Here is a 17795-nt window from a genome sequence, read left to right as displayed (position 1 = left end):
GGTCAGGTGCCGGACGAACGTTCCGGAAGCCAGCGGCTGACGCGTAAATACATGCACGTCAGGAGGGTTTCGGGCAGCTCGGTGTGCCCGGCGGCCATGTGTCGGCTGTCGAGTGCGGGGCGTCCGGGTCAGGCTGTGGTGTCGAGTGGGTCGAGGGTCACACGGTAGCCGAGCTGGTTGAGCTGGGTGATCGCGCGGCGGGTGGAACGTTCGGGGTCACGCTGGGTGAAGTAGCTCCCGCCGAGTTCGTGGTAGGGCTTGTGGTCGGTGAGCACGTGCCAGATCGCGGTGATGATCGAGTGTTCGACGGCGACCAGGGCCTTCATCATGCCTCGTCGGGCGGTGAGCCGTTTGTAGCGGGCCTGGAGGTAGGTGTCCTTGGTGCGCACGGCGCCGAGGGCGGCGATGCCCAGGGCACCCTTGAGATACGGGTTGCCGGGGCGGACCTTGATGCTCTTGGCGCGGCCGGCCGAGGAGTGGTGGCCGGGGCAGACTCCGGCCCAGGAGGCGAGGTGCTTGTCGCTGGCGAAACGGCTCATGTCGCCGCCGGTCTCCGCGACGATCACTTCGGCGACCGCCCGGCTGATTCCGGGGATGGTGTCGAGGAGGTCCAGGACGGAACGAAAGGGGGACATCGCCTCCTCGATCCGCTCGTTCAACTGCCCGATGGCCTCGGTGAGCTGGTCGTACTGGTCCAGGTGCAGGCGGGCGAGGAACCCGTGATGCTCACGGAAGCGGCCCGTCAGTGCCTCGGTCAGCTCCGGGATTTTGATCCGGAGTTTACGCCGGGCGAGCTCGGCCAGGACCTGCGGGTCCCGCTCACCGGCGATCAGCGCCTCCAGCATCGCCCGCCCGGACACCCCCATGATGTCGGCGGCCACCGCGGCGAGTTTGATGCCGGAGTCCTCCAGCATCTTCTCCACCCGCTGGACGATCTGTCCCCGTGTGCGGGTCATTTGCGTACGGGTGCGCGTCAGGTCCCGCAGCTCACGCACCGGCTGCGGCGGGACGAACGAGGCCCGCACCAGGCCGTGCGCCCCGAGTTGGGCCAGCCAGGCCGCGTCCGAGACATCCGTCTTGCGTCCGGGGAGATTCTTGACCTGCGCGGCGTTGACCAGGACCACGTTCAGGCCCTCGGTGAGCACAAAGTAGAAGGGCTTCCAGTAATCACTGGTCGCCTCCATCACCACCAGCGTGACCCGCGCCTCGATCAGGTGATCCCGCAGATCCAGGATGCTGTTGGTGGTGGCACCCCAGGTGGTCGTCTCGGAGATGAACGACCCGCGGCGCTTCGCGCTCGGCACCCGGACGCATACCTTCGCGTCCCGCTTACTGATGTCCATGCCCGCGCACCGTCCATGCAGCACGTCCATGATCCTGTTCCCTTCTCCCGGCCGACAGCGCACCCACGAGCGGCCGGCCCGTCCCGGGAGGGACAGGGCAGTACAGGAGTCTGACGCTCGTGCTCACAGCAACACTCCACGGTTCCCGTGGACGTCCCTCAGCACCAAGCTGACCTACGAGCTGCAGGCATCACAGCGGCATCGGTTTCGACCGGAACGGACAACCCTCGATCATCGTCCCGACCTCGCCACCGGTCCTAATACTGCAACCGCATGTGGGGGTCATGGCCTCGGCGTTGGTAGTGGCAGCGGCGGGCTCGGGCTTGGCTGCGGCGTCGGAAGTGTGACCAGTGCAGACGGTGCTCGTTGGAATGGCAGTGGGGCGTGATGACGACGTGCCCGATCAGTCGGCGGATCTCCGGGACGCTGAGGGGTATGAGGTCTTGCTCGTCGTTTCCGCTGCCCCTTTTGCGGCTTCTGCGGCGCGGATGGCGGTCAGGTAGGCGAGGGCGGCCATTGCCAGGGTGATGTGCCGGTACCAGGCCCGGTAGAGACGGACCTGATAGTGGTCCAGACCGCACTCTCCCTTCGCGATCTGGAAGCATTCCTCCACCTGCCAACGTGCGCCAGCGGTCCTGACCAGGTCTTTCAGCCGGGAGGTGACGGGGCCGTAGCAGACGTAGTAGGCGATCTCGGTGGGGTCGCTGATGCTGCGGCGGGCCAGGACCCAGTGCCCGAAGCCGTCCTCCCATGCCGGGCGGATTGCGATCCGGGCCCAGTCGTAGAACCGCTGGCCGTGCGCGCCCGCACCAGCGGAGATCCGTTTCCATGCCTGCCGGGGCACGGCGGTGACCAGGTCGCGGACCTCGGCGTCCGTGCCGCCGGTGGTGGGCACGGTGTCGTTGACCTTGGTGGCCAGGACGTAGGCGACGTGTCGTTCCTCCAGCCAGGCCCGCATGTGTTTGACCTGGCCGTATGCCTCATCCGCGGTGACCCAGGCGAAAGGGACGCGTGCGTCGATCGCGCGTTGCAGCATCCACTTGAAGTGCTCGATCTTCGTGGCGAAGGGCACCTCGTCACCGATCCCCGCCGCCCGGCACCGTTCCCTGTCATCCGTCCAGGAGACAGGGATATACAGCTCGCGGTCGATCAAGGCCCGGCCTGCGGCGGAGGCGTAGGCCAGGAACGTGCCGATCTGGCAGTTCTCCGTGCGCCCGGCCGTTCCGGAGTACTGCCGCTGGACCCCGGCCGACTTGACGCCCTTCTTCAGGAAGCCGGTGTCGTCCCCGATCAGTACCGCGTCCTTGCTGCCGATCGTCTCGACGATGAAGTCGCGCACATCGTCGCGGACCGCGTGCTCGTCCCAGTCGGCGAAGTTCAGCAGCCGCTGGAAACCGTCCGGGCGACGCTGGCCAGCCTGCTCAGCCAGCGTCCACCCATTCTTCCTTTCCAGCGGCGCGAGCAACGTGGACAGGTAGTCCAACGCCCGCTCACGTGGCTCCGATCGGCCAAAACGTCCCGCAAACCGGGCATGAAGCCCGGCTATCCCATCGGACCAGCCCTCGATCTGCGCGACCGTCAGCGATTCATCACACAGTCAGCCCAACGACCAAAACGACGACCCGTCACGCCACATGCGGTTGCAGTACTAACAGAGCGCATACGAAGCACTCCCGCGTGCTGGAGACATTTACCACGCCCCCGGCGCGCACCGAAGGTGCGCTGGATAGCTGACCTGTGGATTCACGGAGTCGCGGTCAGAACCAAAATCAAAGAGCGCCATCAGATCTGGTCGTCGAGTAGGTTCTGGGCGATGGTCGCGTAGCGGCTCGCGGTGGTGTGGGACAGGTTGAAGACCAGGGCGAGGTGCAGTGGGTCGGAGCCGACGGTCAGCGCCTCGTGCAGTACCCGGTCGCCCCGGATGCGTTCGAGGTGGACGCCCTGGCGCAGCAGGTGCCGCTTGAGGTATTCGGCACTGACAGGCCCGGTTCCCAGGGCGGTCTTCGCGTTGATCAATACGTGCCGGTTGGGGGTCTTCGGCCAGGTGATGCCACGCTGGGCGAGCCAGGCCAGCAGGGTCTGATGAGGCAGTTCGCCGAGCCGTTGGGCGTGTCCGGCGATGGTGATCCGGCGGTTGGGTAGGTCGAGGTCGTCCAGGGTGAGGTGTCGGATGGCCGTGGCGCGGGCGGCGTGGACGGCTGCCAGGGCGACGATCATCCGTTGCGCTGGGGTGATGGCGACCCGCTGGACGGCGAGGACCTCGGTCTCGGTCATCGGCAGCAGGTTGCGCTGGATGTCTTCGCTCTTCAGGCGGACGGTGGGGTTGGCGAAGATCAGGCCGCGCTTCTTGGCGAAGCGGAACAGTGAGCGCAGCGCGGCGATGGTGTTGCGCCGCTGCCATCCGCGCAGGGGTGACAGCGCGACCGTGACGTCGGTGGCGGTTATCTCGCGCAGGTGCCCTCGGGTGGCCGCCCAGTTCTCCAGCAGGGGGCGGACGCAGCCGAAGTGGACGTAGAGGCAGGTGTGGGACCGGGGCTTGGCACGGCTGTCGCCGTCGAGCAGGACCAGTAGCCAGGCGCGGACGTCGCTGGCGAAGCCGGCGGGCAGTGCGGCGGTGCGGTCGTCGATCCAGGAGCGGATCGCCAAGGCGCTGTCGTCTTCGAGCAGGTCCAGGTCGGTGAGAACCTCGGCGACCCGGTGGCTGGAAGCGTGCCGCGGTATTCGTGTACGGACTTCGGTGAGCTTTATGGGTTTGCCGGGCGGGCGGTCCTCCAGCACCGCCGTCAGGCCGTCCATCGCGCACCGGATGAGCGATGGTGACCATCCGTTGGTCTCGCCGAGCTGCTTGGCGTGGGCTGCGGCCGACCGCAGCGCGGGGTTGTCCGAATTCAGGGCGGGATGCTGCCAGTGCAGCGGGGGCGGGATGCCTGCCTTGCGTCGGTAGGAGGAGGCCAGGCCCCGGCATTTGTGGTCGCAGTAGGCCGGGTCCCGCCGTGATCCATCGGGCAACGGCTAGCCGCAGTGCACGCAGTTCATCGAGGGGGCAGAGACCTGCCGGTGCTGGGACGCGGGGCGACGGCGCGGGGCTGGCCCACCGCGGTGGCCTGTGAGTCGGTCGCCGGCGTCGGCTCTGGTACTTGCTCCGGCTCGGGTAGGAGCAGTTCCTCGACGCCGCAGCCGAGCACGGCGCAGATGACGTCCAGCTCGTCGAGCTTGACGGTGTTCGGTCGGCCGGACCACAGGCCCGACATCTTCCCCGCGCTGATCACCACGCCGCGCTCGGCGAGCATCCGCTGGAGTTCGCTGGCCTTCCAGATGCCGCGGTTGGCAGCCGCCAGGCGAAGGTTCCACTTCACTGTGCCAGTCCTTTCCACCGGTCGGTGGCGCGCTGCTGTCCGGCGACCCAGGCGTCTTCGACATGGGTGCCATGGACGTGTAATGGTGGGATCGGGTATTGGAACTCTCGGAATGGGTGGGCTACCCGTCGAGGTATCGGTGTCTGGTGTCGGCCGGCGAGGTGAAGAGCTGGCCATCACGGACCTGCCATTCGCTCGTTCCATCGACTTCGTGGCTGACGAGGAACAGACCTTGGACGAGGTCCCCGTCGTCGTCGGAAGCGGGGATCCGAGCGATCTCCTTGATCTGATCGATGAACCAGTCCAGGGCCGACTCACGGATGTCAGCTCCGTAGAAGATGTAGTGGGTCCAGTTTGTGTGCTGGCGCGGTGAGCCCCACCCGTTGGAGTAGTGGTTGTCTTCATGAGACGAGATGACTTGGCGGACGGCGGTGAGTTGTGTCTCGTCGCACTCCAGCCATCCTCTGATCGAGACGTAAACGCCCATGTGTCGTCCTCTCTTGTCTTCAGTTCTGATCTGACAGTCTTCTGCTGGCGGCGGCTGCGTAGGTGGCCCAGTCGCCGGCGGCGGCTCGCTGCCATTTCACGGCGACGGTGATGTCGATGCCGAGGGTGCGGGCGAGGACCGCGGCGGGTAGTTCAGTCGCGAGTTGGAACAGCGCGGTTGAGCAGGTTTCCGCGAGGCGGATGCCGAACTTGCGGAGTCGTTCGCCCATGGCCCAGACGCTGATCGGGCGGCCGGGCTGGCCTCCGGGAAAGAGCCAGGGCGAATCCGTCTGGGCGAGAACGGCATGGCTGCGGCGAACCGCGACCTGCCGAAGGGCCAGTTCAGCGATAGGTCCGGGCAGGTCGACCGGCACGTCGCCGAGGCGGATGCGGACCGCTCCGTCTGTCTCTTCGATGTGGTCGACGGTGAGCCGGGCCACTGGGCATAGAGGAGCAACAACAGGCCGGCGAGGCGATCCTCAGACTTGAGCGACTCGTCATGGAGTAGGTGGCGGGCTGTGGCCCAGCGGGCCTCGTCGTCGATCGGCTGGGAGGGGCCGGCCCGCCCGGTCCGCGTCGACGGCTTGGCGTCGCGGAGCACCTTGCCGAAGTAGACGTCGGCGTCGGCCGGTTCCATCTCCCACAGCGGACGGCCGAACCAGTCGCGGATCTGCTCCAGGTGGTTGGTGTCGTTGCGGATGGTGCTGTCGACCAGACCGGCCGATGCCCGCGCGAGCACGAACCCCGCCAGCACATCGGTCTCGAACTCGGCGAGATCCTCCTCGCTCACCGGCGCCCGGTACTCACGCAGATCGCGCACTACGGCCAGAGCCAACCCACACCTCCACGACTTCACCCAGACTGAAGGAATCCCGACAGGGATGAGGGTTGCGCACTACGGACGAAGCTGGGTCAGAACGGCCTACGGCCACCCGGAAGAGGTAACAGGCCCAGGTCCAGGCACTCTCAGTCGTGCCAGGAGCTGGGGGACGAACGCGGAACTCGCGGACTATTGCTCACCCAAGACCGTAGAAGCCCCACCAGAAAATTCCGGTGGGGCTTCTACAGTGACCGATAATTCTTACGCCGCGCGCCGGCGCCGCACCGCCTGCCGGATCACCGTGGGGACGAACCCCACTCCAACGCTGATCACAACTGCTCCTGCGGCCAGCAGAGTCGACCGCCCAGGCCAGGTCGCGCCGGTCAGCTCCAGATGGGACGAGGGGTATTCGGAGAACTTCGCCGTGACCAGGGCCGTACGGACGTCGCTGTGCTCGGCGAGGTCGCGCAGGACCGGGTCGAAACCGAACTCCCCCTCACGCCGTCCTCCGCCTGGCAACTCCACGGCCAGTCCGTTGCGGCGCGCCCACGTGCGCAGCGGGGTGTCCACGGCCGAGGTGCCTGCGACGCCGGGCACTACGAAGCGGTCCACCCCGTGGGTGCCACCGCGTGCTGTCTCGGCGATCAGGACCAGGCCGTGACGGGTGGTGATGGTGTCGCGTGCCCCGAGCACCACCGTTCGCGCGGTGAAGGACACCCCGGCGTAGGCTTCAAAGGCCGCAGCCGCGTCGATCTCGCCGACGCCGTCGACCAGGCCGATGCCCACGGTGGGCCGCAGCCAGGGGAATGCGGCGTTCAGTGCGTACGGCACGTCGCCGATGGCGAGTTGGTTGGCCGGGATCGCGGTTGGCCCGTCCAGGGTCCAGCCCGGATATGACAGTCTCTTCCCGATGCGGGCGGCCTCGTCCTTGCCTGCCAGTTCCTCCATCACCCGCAGGGCGCCGACGGTGCCGGAGGTGATGCCTGCGGTGGTGGTCACCCGCCCATCCTCGACGTACCGCTGACCGCGCTTCCAGTGCACCTGGGGGTAGTGGCGCTTCAGGGAGCTGATGCTGGACCAGAACGAGGTGGCGTCGTGGCCGTCCAGCAGGCCGGAGGCGGCCAGGAGTTCCGAGCCCGCGCACACGCCGAGGACGCGCGCACCTTTGTGGTGGCGTTCGGCGATCCACTGGCGCGTCCGGGCCTCCTTGGCGTCGGCCGGGTCGGTCACCGCGGGCACGACCACCACATCGGGCTCGGGCAGCGTGCCGCGCTTGACTTCCGTCAGCGTGTGATCGGGAAGCAGGTGCGCTCCGCCGGACAACGGGGAGACTCGGCGCTCGGCCGCCACGGTGTAGATGAAGAACTTCTCCGACTCGGCGAATACCTGATATGGCGCCAGGACGTCGGTTGCCACGGAGCCCTCGTTGCTGACCACCACTGCCACCGTGATGCGGTCCTTCGGTACCGCCAGGGCGGCCGGCCAGGACCGCGTGCCGGATGCGGCAGGAGCGGGCGCGAAGCTGTCCGCCATGGACGCACTCACCCCGGCGAACGCGATCCCGGCGAACGACGCCACCGACAGCACCATGCCCGTCAGGACCCAGCCTGCACGGCGGACCGCCTTACGGCCCTTACTTATCTCGGAACGTACCTCGGACAAGACATACCTCCATAATTCGGACGCATGGTGGCAGTGCTGCGCGCCCATGGCCCAAAGCAGGGGAAACGGAAGAGGGAGGACGGGGAAGGCCGGGGAGCAGCCTCCGTCCGAAGAACGGGATGGTCAGCCGGCCAACCGCTGTGTCCGCAGCCCGGACGGTGAGGCGCCGAAGTTTTCGGTGATCAGGCGGCGCAGCTGTCGTGCGTCGCGGAAGCCGCAGCGGGCCGCGACGGCCTCCACCGTCAGGCCGGTCCCGACCAGCAGGGTGCGGGCCCGCTCCAGGCGCAGCTGCCGCTGGTAGGTGAGCGGGGTGATGCCGGTGGCCTTGGTGAAGGCCCGGGTCAGGCCGCGCGGAGACAGGTGGGCAATGGTGGCGAGTTCATCCAGGGTGTGAGGGGCGTCCAGATTCTGGGCCAGGTAGTCCTGCACACGGTGCACTGCGGGCTGCACATGGTCGCGGTAGCGCAGGAACGGGCTGATCTGCGCGGTGTCGCCGTCCCGTCGCAGATACAGCACCAGCTCACGGGCGACCGCGGCGGCCAGCTCCGGGCCGCGGTGCTGTTCGACGAGAGACAGCGAGAGGTCGATTCCGGCCGAGATGCCCGCACTGGTGCTGACTCGTCCGTCGTGGACGTACAGCGCGGCTTCGCGCACCCGAGCCGCGGGGTACCGCTCACGCATCGCCGTGGTGAGCGACCAGTGCGTCGTGCACGCCCGGCCGTCCAGCAGTCCCGCCTCCCCGAGTACGGCGGCACCGCTGCACACCGACGCCACCCGGGCCCCGGCGTCATAGGCTTCCCGTACCCAGCTCACCGCGGTATCCGGTACCAGTCGGCCGGATCCGGTCAGCCTCGGCCCGGGAACCAGTACCAGATCGCCCGGCTCGGCCTGCGTCGCTGCCAGGTGCGACAGGCCGGTCAGCTGCAGACCTTGCGCCGAGCGCACCCCGCCGGTCTCGGCGGCGTACTCCAGCCGGTAACCGCCCCCCAAATGGGCAGCGGCATCGAAGACCTGCACCGGGCCACCGAGGTCCAGCAGATTCACCTCGGGCAGCACCAGCACGATCACACGTCCGGTGCACTCGCTCGTCACATCATTCACCCGGACACAGTAAGCAGGAACCGGCAGCGTCCACGAGGACTCTCCGGGCAGTGGAGCGGACAGATCAGGCACTACCTGGGAGGTGCCCCACGATGAAGTCAGGCGTGCTCGTCGCCTTCCTGCAAGGCGCGCCGACGGTCTTTCAGTTCCTCGATCCGAGGAACCAGATGTGCGGTCACCGCTGATTGTTCGCGGCCACCAGGCCGTCCTTCGCCATGCCGCGCAGGTGCTTGCGGATGGTGTCCGTCGCCGTCGGAGTCCGCCAGGTGTGGAGTTGGTGGGGGCATGGCCACCCGGGTGTAGGCGAGCAGCGGATCCGGAGGTCGCACCGAGCGCCGCCCCTCCGTGATCCGGGAGGGGTCTCCCGCTCCGACCGGGCCGGCTCGGGCGCCGCGTGATGGGCGGTCGTCACGATGGCCTTCTCCCGCCGGTCGGCTCCGCTCCTTCGTTACTCGCGACCGGCGGCCGGGTGCACTGGTTGGGTGGGCGGGTCTTGCGAGTGGCGATCCGGTTCAGCTTGGTGCAGGCCCACTCGGAAACCATGGACAGGAGCCGGGGCACCATTGCGCAACCAGTGGTTGCACATACCTGGAGAGGTCGGCTAGGTTGATGTGCAACCAAACGTTGCAGAAGGTGGCAGGCATGGAATTCGGAACGATCGAGCGGGAGATTCACATCGACGCCTCACCCGAGGTCGTCTTCGACGTGGTGAGCAGTCCCGAGCACCTACGCGAGTGGTGGCCGGACGAGGCGGAGTTCCCGGCCGTGCCCGGGGGAGCAGGGCGGATCGGCTTCGGGGACTTCTCACAGGGCGGCACCTGGGTGCAGTTCACGGTCGTCGATGCTGTGCCGCCGCGGCACTTCTCCTTCCGATGGACCCACGACGAGGGGGAGACGGCAGCCCCGGGCAACTCGAACCTGGTCGTCTTCGAACTCAGGCCCGCCGGGACCGGGACGCTCCTACGGATGACCGAGAGCGGCTTCCGCGAGCGCGGCTGGGACGAGGCGAAGGCCGCCGCCGAGTACGCCGAGCACGTCACCGGCTGGGACTTCTACCTCCCGCGGCTCCCGGCGTACGCCGCGAAGGTCGGAGTGGGTGCATAAGCGTGATGGTGGACGACGACCTCTGGTCGGCGGTCGGTGACCCGACCCGGCGCCGGATGCTCGACCTGCTGCTGAGAGAAGGCAGCGGGACGGCGACCAGCCTGAGCGAGCACCTGCCGGTGACCCGTCAGGCGGTGGCGAAGCACCTCGTCGTCCTCGATCGGGTCGGCCTGGTGCACGCCACCACCGCCGGCCGCGAGAAGCAGTTCCGCGTCGATCAGGCCCAGCTCGCCCGCGCCGTCGCCCAACTCGCCGACGTCGGAAGTGCCTGGAGCTCCCGTCTCCAGCGCATCAAGCGCATCGCCGAGACGATCCAGCGCGGCCAGGACACGAACAACGAGACCGAGAAGAAGCAGTAGAGAGGAACACGGAGATGGCAGACATCCTTCACCGCATCGGCGTCGAGCAGTCCTCGCCGGAGCAGGTGTACGACGCGCTCACCACCCTCGACGGCTTGTCCGGCTGGTGGACAGAGAAGGCGTCGGGGCAGACCGACCTCGGCAGCGTGATCGAGTTCCGGTTCGGGCCGGGCGGGTTCGACATGAAGGTCTCCGAGCTCGATCCGGGCCGGCTCGTCCGCTGGGACGTCGTGGACGGACCGCAGGAGTGGATCGGCACCAGCGTGCAGTGGAACCTCCGTCAGGACGGCGACTACACGATCGTGCTGTTCAAGCACGAGGGCTGGCGTGAGCCGGTCGAGTTCATGCACCACTGCAGCACCAAGTGGGGCACCTTCCTGATGAGCCTCAAGCAGCTCCTTGAGACCGGAGAAGGTGCCCCCGAGCCGCGCGACGTGAAGATCAGCGACTGGCACTGACCCGGAGACGCTCGCCGAGCCGGCCGTTCGCCGACGGCCGTGAATCGCCGCCGGTACGCCGAGTACGGCGCTCCCTCTGCCTCCTCGTCGACCGGATCCAGGGCAGCGTCACCCTGTTCTCCGAACCCGGGCGGCTCGGCTGCACCACGTCGACGGCCCGCAGCCCGTCGACGTGGTGCCGCGCCTGCCGGAGCCGTTCGGCGTGGACTTGGACACCAACGGCTTGTCGCCTGCCTGACCGACACGTCTCGCGATCCGAGGCCGGCAACCAGCCACGACTGTGTCTCGCGCCTACGCTTGCCGCCATGGATCCCGTCTCGATGCATGACGTGGACGACGACGCGCTGGTCGTGCACGACACGCTGCTGAACTTCATCACCAAGCAGACCAAAAACGCAGAGCGAGGATGCGACGAACGGTGGCCGGGCGGACCCGCTGGTCCGTCGGGGCGCGTCCCGGTCATGGATCACGTGACGGCCCCTTGCGGATTCGGCTGACGGCCCCGGCCGCCGCCCGGCCGTTCTTCTCCAGTCGTACACACGCGTGACTGAGGTTCCCCCGAGACGCGGAGGACGCTGACAGAGGGTCAGATAGTTCTCATGAGGGGAACATCGACCATGGCTGCCCTCAGGAAGTACCCGCTGGAGTTGCGTGAGCGTGCGATGCGGATGTACCGCTCCTCCGACCCGAAGCCGCAGATCCCGTCCGGCGCGTCGACGGCAGCCTCGGTGGCTGCCTGAGCTTCGGCCGGCTGCCCGGTGAGCCGGGCGAGGTCCGGCTTCGGGCGCAGCATCGCGATGACGGTCCGTTGACGGCGACGGGGTGGGTGGACCCCGCTGGAGCCTGCGCCGCGGGCGGTGGAGCCCATCTCCGTGACCGGGCGCTGGAGCTCGTAGGAGGCTGCTTCCAGGCCCTTGATGGTCCAAGTTCCGCAGGGACTCCCCTGCCGTGGTGGAGCCGCCGTTCTCAGCCAGGCCGTGCCTGCGTCTCTGGCTCCTGGCCGTCGTGCTCGGGTTCGGCGTCCGGGTACGCGAGCAGTTGCTCGGGCTTCGCCGCCTGCCGGTGCGCGAAGACGTCATACGCCCGGCCGCGCTCGGCGGCGACGGTGGTGCGCAGCTTCTCGCGGACCGCGCCGGGGAGCACGGTCCTGTCGTAGCGCAGCGGGCGCGGGGGATCTCCCAGTGAGAACGGGCAGGCCGTGACGTCGCAGGATCTGGTGAGCGGTGGGGCGGCGACGCCGGCACGGGCCGCCAGCCGTAGTGGGCCGATGCGGTGTTCGCGCCGCAGACGGATGACCTGTTCCTCGACGGCGGCAGGGGTGCGGAGGGGCTGGTGGTGCAAACGGCTGGAGCGGTCCTCCATTCCTGCCAGGCCGTGCGCTCGGTAGCGGTCGGCCCACCGGGCCGCGGTGGTGTGGCTGACCTGGAAACGTTCCGCGGCCCGCCGCAGTGGCCGGCCGTCTTCCACGACGCACCGGGCCAGAAGCAGTCCGCCGGTCGGAGTCAGCAGGGCATTACGGTGGGACACGAGGGCCTCCTGCGGGTCGGTGGAGATGTCGCAATCCACACCGAACCCAGAAGGCCCACATCCGTTCAATCACCACGAAGCGCATCTCGCCCGTCACTAACATCCCGGGACAACACACCTAGCCCTCCCGCGCCCACGGCCTCAGCTTCTCCGGGTTGCGGACCGCCCAGATCCGGGTGACGCGCCCGTCGGAGACGTCGAACGCGGCTACGGTCATGACGACGCCGGCACGCTGGGCCACCAGGCCCGGCACACCGTTGACCGACCGCTCCAGGAGTTCGAGCCCCGGAGCCTTATCGGCAATGGCGACCATGTACTGGGCGATGCGCGCGCCGCCCTCGACCGGGCGCAGGACGGTGCCGACCATGCCGCCGCCGTCGGCGGTCATCACGGCGTCCGGGTTAAGGAGACCGACGAGGGCTGCAATGTCCTTGGTCTCCCATGCCTCTTTGACGTGCCTCACCACGTCGGCCTGGCCGGTCGCCGTCACCGGAGCGCGCGCGACGCTCACCCGCCGCCGGGCGGAGGCCGCCAGCTGCTTGCAGGCCGCAGAGGTCCGGCCGAGAACGTTGGCGATCTCGGCGAACGGGTACCGGAAGACGTCATGCAGGACGAACGCCACCCGCTCGGCAGGCGTCATCGACTCCAGGACGACGAGGAAGGCCATGGCCACCGACTCGTCCAGGACGATCTGGTCGGCGGGGTCTGCAAGGCCAGTGGGGTCGGCGCCGCCCGCCTGGTCCCAATCGGTGCGGTCGGGCAGCGGCTCGGGCAGCCACACGCCGACATAACGTTCACGGCGGACCCGCGCCGAGCCGAGCAAGTCCAGGCAGACGCGGCTGGTCACCGTCGTCAGCCAGGCGCCGGGGGAAAGGATCTCCTCCTGTCGGCTTCGTGGCAGTCCGTACCAGCGTGCGTAGGCATCCTGCACGACGTCCTCAGCCTCGGTCACCGAACCGAGCAACCGGTAAGCGACATTGATCAGTTGGCGTCGCTCGCCGGCAATCTCATCTGTGCTGGTCCCGACAGTCCCCATGCTTCCAGCCGCCCCCTCGCCTTACCTTTCACAGGCCCGCGTCGTCGGGCTGGTGAGACCTTATCGATCTACTGCCCGAGGGCGGAAAAAGGGGATTGTGACATGGCCACTCAGGTGACAGCGACGGCGAACGCACAGCGCAGCTCCTCGTTCCTGCAGATCGCGATCGCCCTGCAGACCCTGACCATCTTCCTTCAGGCGATCTCCGCCGGACTGCTGCTGACCTCGTCCTACGGAGAGACACTGCACAGTGTCGGAGCCCGTGTGATGTACGGGGCGTCGATGCTGTACGTGCTCGCGGCGGTGCTGGCGTGGAAGCCGGGCGGCGGCTCACCCCGGCCTGTCTGGCACGCGTCAGGTTTCCTCGTACTCGCCTCGGTCCAGGTCGTGCTCGGCATCGCTCACGTCCCGTCGGTCCATCTCCCCCTGGGTGTCTTGATGTTCGGTCTGAGTGTGCTGGCGCTGGCCCGGCGCTGAGGTCCGATACGGGGCCTGCCGGGATCATGGTGTGCTGGCCGACGGAGGGTACGGAAATGTCGACTCGATCGGCCACCGCGGCGGTGGTGGCCGGGTGGCGTAGAGCTGCCAGGACGGCTGCGGAGGTGCGGCCAAGCAGCGGGCCGCCGCTGTCCATGCAGACGGCCGGCTCCGGCGGTCGCTGGTCGCCCTGGGCGCGACCGTCGTGCTGGTCGGCGGAGCCAGCGGGGCGCGCCGAACTGCAGGCGAAGCAGAGCCGTTCGGCAACCCGCCGGGCCAAGCGCCGGGCAAAGAAGGAAGCCCGGCACGCCGCGCACATCAACCACAGGATCAGCAAGGAGATCGTGGCCGTCGCACAACGCACCGGACGCGGGATCGCCCTCGAAGAACTGAGCGGCATCCGTGACCGGGTACGGCCTTCCCGCGACCAGCGGGCCACGCTCTCCTCCTGGCCGTTCCACCAGCTCGAAGAACACTTGCGGTACAAGGCCCGGCGGGCCGGGGTACCGGTGATCGCGGTGGACGCCCGCTACACCTCGCAGATGTGTCCGCGTTGCGGACACACAGCGAGACACAACCGTCCCACCCGGGACGCCTTCTCCTGTCGTCGGTGCGGACTCGCCGGCCCCGCGCCAATCACGTCGCCGGGGTCAACGTGCGCAACCGCGCACGCTCGGCGTGGGTTCTCGTCAACGGACCCCTACCACAACGGACTTAACACCTCCTCCACTGGTAGATGCGACCCGTGACCGCCCTGTCGTAGGGGGCAGTCGGGAGCGCGACAAGGTGTAGACGACTGAGCCAACAAGCTCGGTCGTTTACGGCCGAGAAGTTGACTCATCTCAACGCCGTATACGCCGAGTTCTTCGGCTCCTGCGCTCCGCCCGCCCGGACCACCGTCGAGGTCGCGCGCCTGCCGCGTGACGCAAAGGTCGAGACTTCCGCGATCGCCGTCCGCTGAGACATCACCGAGGGGAGCCATCACCACCACGCAGCCAGCCTCATGTGCCTGCACTTGGAGCCCGGGCCCGCATCGGCCGCGCGGGCGGGAACTCCCCCAGCACCAGCGCGGCTACGCAGAGATGGCGGTCTGCGTGACCGCGATCTGGTCAGGCGGTTTTGGCGGCGAAGGGGCCGCCATCGCCGAACGCGAGCCGCGCGAAGTTCTCGCCGATGCGGCGCTGTCCCGCAGGGTCAGGGTGGACCTCGTCGGGCAGTGGCAGTTCGGCGTAGTCCTTCGCGCCGTACAGGTCACGGCCGTCGAGGTAGTGCAGGTTCGGGTCGTCGGCCGCCCGCTGGTGGACGATCCGGGCCAGTTCGTCACGGATGACGTTGAGCGTCAGACGCCCGGCGGCGCGTTCGGCCGGATCGCCCGTCGCCTTGAACCGCAAGGTCCCACCGCCGAAGTCTGGCGCGAGAGGGCCCGGGGTGTCCTCCTGGACCGGGCACAGGACAGCGGACACGACCAGCAGCGGCGTGGTCGGATGCCCCTCGCGGATGGTGTCGAGGAAGCCGTGCACCGCAGGGGTGAAGGCGCGCAGGCGCATCACGTCGGAGTTGACGACATTGATGCCGAGCTTGACGCTGATCAGGTCCGCGGGGGTGTCCCGCATCGCACGGGCGGTGAACGGGTCGAGCAGCGCGCTGCCGCCGAACCCCAGGTTGACCAGCTCCACTTGGCCCTGGGCAGCTGCCAGCGCCGGCCAGATGGCGGTCGGATGCGTGGCGTTCGAACCGTGGCTGATGGAACTGCCGTGGTGCAGCCACACCCTGCGCCCGCTGTCCGGCGCCGGCTCGATGGGGGCGTCGGTGCGCAGGGCGATCAGCTCGGTGATCTCCGTATGTGGGAGCCAGATCTCGACATCCTTGTCACCCGTCGGCAGATCGGTGAACCGGGCGGTGCCGGCAGGCCCCTCCGACAGCTCGGAGGACTGGGTGATCATGTCGATGATCGTCCGCACGTTGCCCCCGGCCACCGTGGCCTGGGCAGCGAGACGGCCATCGACCAGCAGGTCGTACACGCCGTCCGCCGGGGCCGGGAAACCTCGGTAGACCCGCTTGGTGGGCAGCGTGTCCAGTTCGATCGTGGTGGCCCGGGTGCGGAAAACCAACCGCACACCGGAGGGCTGGGCCTCGGCCACGGCCAGTTGGTCGTCGGGGATCTGCCGGCGCGCCCAGGCGGGCAGCCGGTGCGGCAACAGACCGTGCGCGGTCGTTTCCACGTCGAGGTGACCGCGCAGAATGTCCGCGGTGACAGGTGTGGTGATCGTGTCGTGCTCAGTGTTCATTGCCTCAGCCTGTTGATCAAGGATTTCGGATTGTTCATCTGCGCCGCGGCGCGGCGCGGCGGGCCGCCTCGGGCGGTGCGGCCCTCATCTGGTCAGGGTGTGGCCCGGTTCCGTAGCAGGGCGTCGAGGGAATCCACGATCCAGGCCCAGGATTCCTGCGCGTCGGGGAGGCTGTGCTCGAAGCCTCCGGCCAGCTCCAGGCTGACGTAGCCGTGGAAGACGCTGCCCAGCATCCGGACGGCGTGTGTCTGATCCGGCTCCGTCAGGTCGTAGCCGCGCAGGATCGCCCGCGTCATCTGTGCGTGCCGAACGCCGGCACTGGCGGCCGCCGTCTCGGGGTCGAGCCTGAGCCGGGCGGCGGCGTAGCGACCGGGGTGCTCCCGGGCGTAGTCGCGGTAGGCATCCGCGAAGGCTGCCAGGGCGTCCTTGCCGGCCCGTCCGGCCAGGGCCTCGGCGGCCCGGTCGGCGAGTTCCTCCAGCGCGAACAGGGCGATCCTGGTCTTGAGGTCCTGGGAGTTCTTCAGGTGCGAGTACAGACTCGCGACCTTGACGTCGAACCGCCGGGCGAGCGCCGAGACAGTCACCTGGTCGAAGCCGACCTCGTCGGCCAGTTCCGCTCCCGCCCGGGTCAGACGCTCCGTGGTCAGTCCTGCTCGAACCATAACCTTCCTCCTATCCAACGACAACCATTATGCATTCGCCTAATGGCTTTAGGCAATTTAGCGTGTCGTTCATGAAGCCGCTGACTGAGCAAGAGATCCGTACCGCGTTCGTGAACTGCACCAAGGGCGAGGCGAAGCGTCTGTCCGTCCCCCGCGACCTGGCCGAGCAGCCCTGGAACGACCTGGACTTCCTCGGCTGGCGAGACCCCCAGGCCCCCGACCGGGCCTACCTCGTGACCGAACTGGACGGCCGCCCGGTCGGCATCCAGCTGCGCTCCTCCGACGTGGGCTCCTGGCAGATGCGGCGCAGCATGTGCTCGGTGTGTGTGACCACCCACACCGGGGGCGTCTCCCTGATGGTCGCACCGAAGTCCGGGAAGGCCGGGCAGCAGGGCAACTCGGTCGGCGTCTACATGTGCAGCGACCTCGCCTGCCCGCTGTACGTGCGAGGCAAGAAGGACGCGGGCGCCGGCGCACGCCTCCACGAGTCCCTCACCCTGGAGGAGAAGATCCAGCGGACCGTCACGAACCTCGCCGCATTCATCGCCAAGATCACCACATGAAACAACCAGCCACGCACGCCACACCCGCCCACATCGGATGTGACGCGGCACCATTGGCATCTTTCGCTTACGCGATCATCGGGTGGACAGGCAGCCACGTGATAGCGCGAGGTCCAATGTGTCGATCGTGAGTACCGACGAGCCGACGCGGGCGCCTCAGGCCCTGGCGGGGTGCCGGTGACTGTTCCCGTCCGCGCTGGTCCACGAGCTGGACCCGGACGCCCGCACATCCGGCCGGCGGCCGCGGCGCACCGCGCGACTGGGTCGTCGACTTCTCCTGCTTCCTGCTGGCCGTCGCCCTCGGCCTGACGGCCGCGCACTCCATGCCCGACGAACCAGACCTGCCACACTCCCCCGCCGTCCTCGACCAGACGCTCGGCGCGCTCGCCTGCGCGGCGGCCTGGCTGCGGCGCCTGTGGCCGGTCGGCCTCGCCATCGCGATGGTCCCGGTCGGTCTGCTCTCCAACACCTCGGGCGGGGCGGTGATGGTCGCCGTGTTTGTAAGCACTTCTTTGGGCTCCGCTGCGAGAACCCGAAGTGGCCCCAATGGCCC

The 17795-nt window shown here is 68.3% G+C and carries 20 protein-coding genes and 2 pseudogenes; 9 read left to right on the top strand and 13 right to left on the bottom strand.

The features are described from left to right. Positions 1-128 precede the first annotated feature (128 nt). From OG395_RS50530 to OG395_RS50495, 8 genes are all read right to left on the bottom strand, one after another. A complete protein-coding gene (locus OG395_RS50530; RefSeq protein ID WP_327248913.1) occupies positions 129-1373 on the bottom strand; it encodes an IS110 family transposase in 1245 nt (414 codons plus the stop codon). A gap of 373 nt (positions 1374-1746) precedes the next feature. Further along, positions 1747-2910 carry an IS701 family transposase gene (locus OG395_RS50525; RefSeq protein ID WP_327249570.1) on the bottom strand — a complete coding sequence of 388 codons (1164 nt, stop codon included), beginning with the start codon at positions 2908-2910 and terminating at the stop codon, positions 1747-1749. Between the two features lie 215 nt (positions 2911-3125). Then, positions 3126-4352 carry a hypothetical protein gene (locus tag OG395_RS50520; RefSeq protein WP_327248912.1) on the bottom strand — a complete coding sequence of 409 codons (1227 nt, stop codon included), beginning with the start codon at positions 4350-4352 and terminating at the stop codon, positions 3126-3128. 23 nt (positions 4353-4375) lie between these two features. Then, entirely contained in the window at positions 4376-4699 is a 324-nt protein-coding gene (locus OG395_RS50515; RefSeq protein ID WP_327248911.1) for a helix-turn-helix domain-containing protein, read from the bottom strand. A 121-nt stretch (positions 4700-4820) separates the two neighbouring features. Further along, complete coding sequence (locus OG395_RS50510; protein WP_327248910.1) at positions 4821-5186, bottom strand: hypothetical protein; 366 nt, start codon at positions 5184-5186, stop codon at positions 4821-4823. A 19-nt stretch (positions 5187-5205) separates the two neighbouring features. Then, a complete protein-coding gene (locus tag OG395_RS50505; RefSeq protein ID WP_327248909.1) occupies positions 5206-5625 on the bottom strand; it encodes a hypothetical protein in 420 nt (139 codons plus the stop codon). Between the two features lie 641 nt (positions 5626-6266). Continuing rightward, entirely contained in the window at positions 6267-7667 is a 1401-nt protein-coding gene (locus tag OG395_RS50500) for a DJ-1/PfpI family protein (protein WP_327248908.1), read from the bottom strand. A 123-nt stretch (positions 7668-7790) separates the two neighbouring features. Continuing rightward, positions 7791-8768: a GlxA family transcriptional regulator gene (locus tag OG395_RS50495; RefSeq protein ID WP_327248907.1), complete on the bottom strand. Its 978-nt coding sequence runs from the start codon at positions 8766-8768 to the stop codon at positions 7791-7793. Between the two features lie 642 nt (positions 8769-9410). Between OG395_RS50495 and OG395_RS50490 the strand changes: the two genes are divergently transcribed. The 4 genes from OG395_RS50490 to OG395_RS50475 all read left to right on the top strand — a co-directional run bounded on the left by OG395_RS50490 (position 9411) and on the right by OG395_RS50475 (position 11186). Further along, positions 9411-9872 carry an SRPBCC domain-containing protein gene (locus OG395_RS50490; protein ID WP_327248906.1) on the top strand — a complete coding sequence of 154 codons (462 nt, stop codon included), beginning with the start codon at positions 9411-9413 and terminating at the stop codon, positions 9870-9872. Between the two features lie 5 nt (positions 9873-9877). Next, a complete protein-coding gene (locus OG395_RS50485; protein WP_376341555.1) occupies positions 9878-10231 on the top strand; it encodes an ArsR/SmtB family transcription factor in 354 nt (117 codons plus the stop codon). 14 nt (positions 10232-10245) lie between these two features. After that, the gene (locus tag OG395_RS50480) at positions 10246-10689 is read left to right on the top strand and encodes an SRPBCC family protein (RefSeq protein ID WP_327248905.1); all 444 of its coding nucleotides are present in this window, start codon (positions 10246-10248) and stop codon (positions 10687-10689) included. A 305-nt stretch (positions 10690-10994) separates the two neighbouring features. Further along, positions 10995-11186, top strand: a complete 192-nt coding sequence (locus tag OG395_RS50475) for a hypothetical protein (RefSeq protein ID WP_327248904.1) — start codon at positions 10995-10997, stop codon at positions 11184-11186. Between the two features lie 89 nt (positions 11187-11275). Here OG395_RS50475 and OG395_RS50470 read toward each other — a convergent pair whose 3' ends face one another. From OG395_RS50470 to sigJ, 3 genes and pseudogenes are all read right to left on the bottom strand, one after another. Further along, complete coding sequence (locus tag OG395_RS50470) at positions 11276-11482, bottom strand: hypothetical protein (RefSeq protein ID WP_327248903.1); 207 nt, start codon at positions 11480-11482, stop codon at positions 11276-11278. A 165-nt stretch (positions 11483-11647) separates the two neighbouring features. Continuing rightward, positions 11648-12216: pseudogene (locus OG395_RS58785) on the bottom strand (helix-turn-helix domain-containing protein); the annotation flags it as partial. 118 nt (positions 12217-12334) lie between these two features. Beyond that, positions 12335-13252, bottom strand: coding sequence for an RNA polymerase sigma factor SigJ (gene sigJ / locus OG395_RS50460; RefSeq protein ID WP_327248902.1), 918 nt, complete (start codon positions 13250-13252; stop codon positions 12335-12337). Positions 13253-13354: 102 nt separating this feature from the next. Between sigJ and OG395_RS50455 the strand changes: the two genes are divergently transcribed. The 3 genes from OG395_RS50455 to OG395_RS50445 all read left to right on the top strand — a co-directional run bounded on the left by OG395_RS50455 (position 13355) and on the right by OG395_RS50445 (position 14690). Next, complete coding sequence (locus tag OG395_RS50455; RefSeq protein ID WP_327248901.1) at positions 13355-13729, top strand: hypothetical protein; 375 nt, start codon at positions 13355-13357, stop codon at positions 13727-13729. Between the two features lie 26 nt (positions 13730-13755). Further along, complete coding sequence (locus tag OG395_RS50450) at positions 13756-14478, top strand: transposase (RefSeq protein WP_327248900.1); 723 nt, start codon at positions 13756-13758, stop codon at positions 14476-14478. An 83-nt stretch (positions 14479-14561) separates the two neighbouring features. After that, on the top strand, positions 14562-14690 hold the full coding sequence (locus OG395_RS50445; RefSeq protein WP_327248899.1) for a Rid family hydrolase: 129 nt from the start codon (positions 14562-14564) through the stop codon (positions 14688-14690). Positions 14691-14838: 148 nt separating this feature from the next. Here the strand turns inward: OG395_RS50445 and OG395_RS50440 are convergent, their stop codons facing one another. Both OG395_RS50440 and OG395_RS50435 read right to left on the bottom strand, forming a co-directional pair. Then, positions 14839-16017, bottom strand: coding sequence for a GDSL-type esterase/lipase family protein (locus OG395_RS50440; protein ID WP_327248898.1), 1179 nt, complete (start codon positions 16015-16017; stop codon positions 14839-14841). A gap of 92 nt (positions 16018-16109) precedes the next feature. Next, the gene (locus OG395_RS50435; RefSeq protein ID WP_327248897.1) at positions 16110-16679 is read right to left on the bottom strand and encodes a TetR/AcrR family transcriptional regulator; all 570 of its coding nucleotides are present in this window, start codon (positions 16677-16679) and stop codon (positions 16110-16112) included. Positions 16680-16750: 71 nt separating this feature from the next. Here OG395_RS50435 and OG395_RS50430 point away from each other — a divergent pair, with 71 nt between their 5' ends. Both OG395_RS50430 and OG395_RS50425 read left to right on the top strand, forming a co-directional pair. Beyond that, positions 16751-17242, top strand: coding sequence for an FBP domain-containing protein (locus OG395_RS50430; protein ID WP_327248896.1), 492 nt, complete (start codon positions 16751-16753; stop codon positions 17240-17242). A gap of 181 nt (positions 17243-17423) precedes the next feature. Further along, positions 17424-17742: pseudogene (locus OG395_RS50425) on the top strand (sensor histidine kinase); the annotation flags it as partial. Positions 17743-17795 lie beyond the last annotated feature (53 nt).

It is taken from the genome of Streptomyces sp. NBC_01320, assembly GCF_035974375.1.
GTDB classification, from domain to species: domain Bacteria; phylum Actinomycetota; class Actinomycetes; order Streptomycetales; family Streptomycetaceae; genus Streptomyces; species Streptomyces yanii.
Note: the sequence above shows the minus strand (reverse complement) of the source record. Positions and strands in the feature narration are given on the sequence as shown.

What these genes read in the sequence shown, in the direction of transcription:
- OG395_RS50530 (WP_327248913.1), bottom strand. Translation starts at nt 1,373, where the DNA reads ATGGACGTGCTGCATGGACGGTGCGCGGGCATGGACATCAGTAAGCGG.
- OG395_RS50510 (WP_327248910.1), bottom strand. Translation starts at nt 5,186, where the DNA reads ATGGGCGTTTACGTCTCGATCAGAGGATGGCTGGAGTGCGACGAGACA.
- OG395_RS50490 (WP_327248906.1), top strand. Translation starts at nt 9,411, where the DNA reads ATGGAATTCGGAACGATCGAGCGGGAGATTCACATCGACGCCTCACCC.
- OG395_RS50485 (WP_376341555.1), top strand. Translation starts at nt 9,878, where the DNA reads ATGGTGGACGACGACCTCTGGTCGGCGGTCGGTGACCCGACCCGGCGC.
- OG395_RS50480 (WP_327248905.1), top strand. Translation starts at nt 10,246, where the DNA reads ATGGCAGACATCCTTCACCGCATCGGCGTCGAGCAGTCCTCGCCGGAG.
- OG395_RS50475 (WP_327248904.1), top strand. Translation starts at nt 10,995, where the DNA reads ATGGATCCCGTCTCGATGCATGACGTGGACGACGACGCGCTGGTCGTG.
- OG395_RS50470 (WP_327248903.1), bottom strand. Translation starts at nt 11,482, where the DNA reads ATGCTGCGCCCGAAGCCGGACCTCGCCCGGCTCACCGGGCAGCCGGCC.
- sigJ (WP_327248902.1), bottom strand. Translation starts at nt 13,252, where the DNA reads ATGGGGACTGTCGGGACCAGCACAGATGAGATTGCCGGCGAGCGACGC.
- OG395_RS50455 (WP_327248901.1), top strand. Translation starts at nt 13,355, where the DNA reads ATGGCCACTCAGGTGACAGCGACGGCGAACGCACAGCGCAGCTCCTCG.
- OG395_RS50450 (WP_327248900.1), top strand. Translation starts at nt 13,756, where the DNA reads ATGGTGTGCTGGCCGACGGAGGGTACGGAAATGTCGACTCGATCGGCC.
- OG395_RS50440 (WP_327248898.1), bottom strand. Translation starts at nt 16,017, where the DNA reads ATGAACACTGAGCACGACACGATCACCACACCTGTCACCGCGGACATT.
- OG395_RS50435 (WP_327248897.1), bottom strand. Translation starts at nt 16,679, where the DNA reads ATGGTTCGAGCAGGACTGACCACGGAGCGTCTGACCCGGGCGGGAGCG.
- OG395_RS50430 (WP_327248896.1), top strand. Translation starts at nt 16,751, where the DNA reads ATGAAGCCGCTGACTGAGCAAGAGATCCGTACCGCGTTCGTGAACTGC.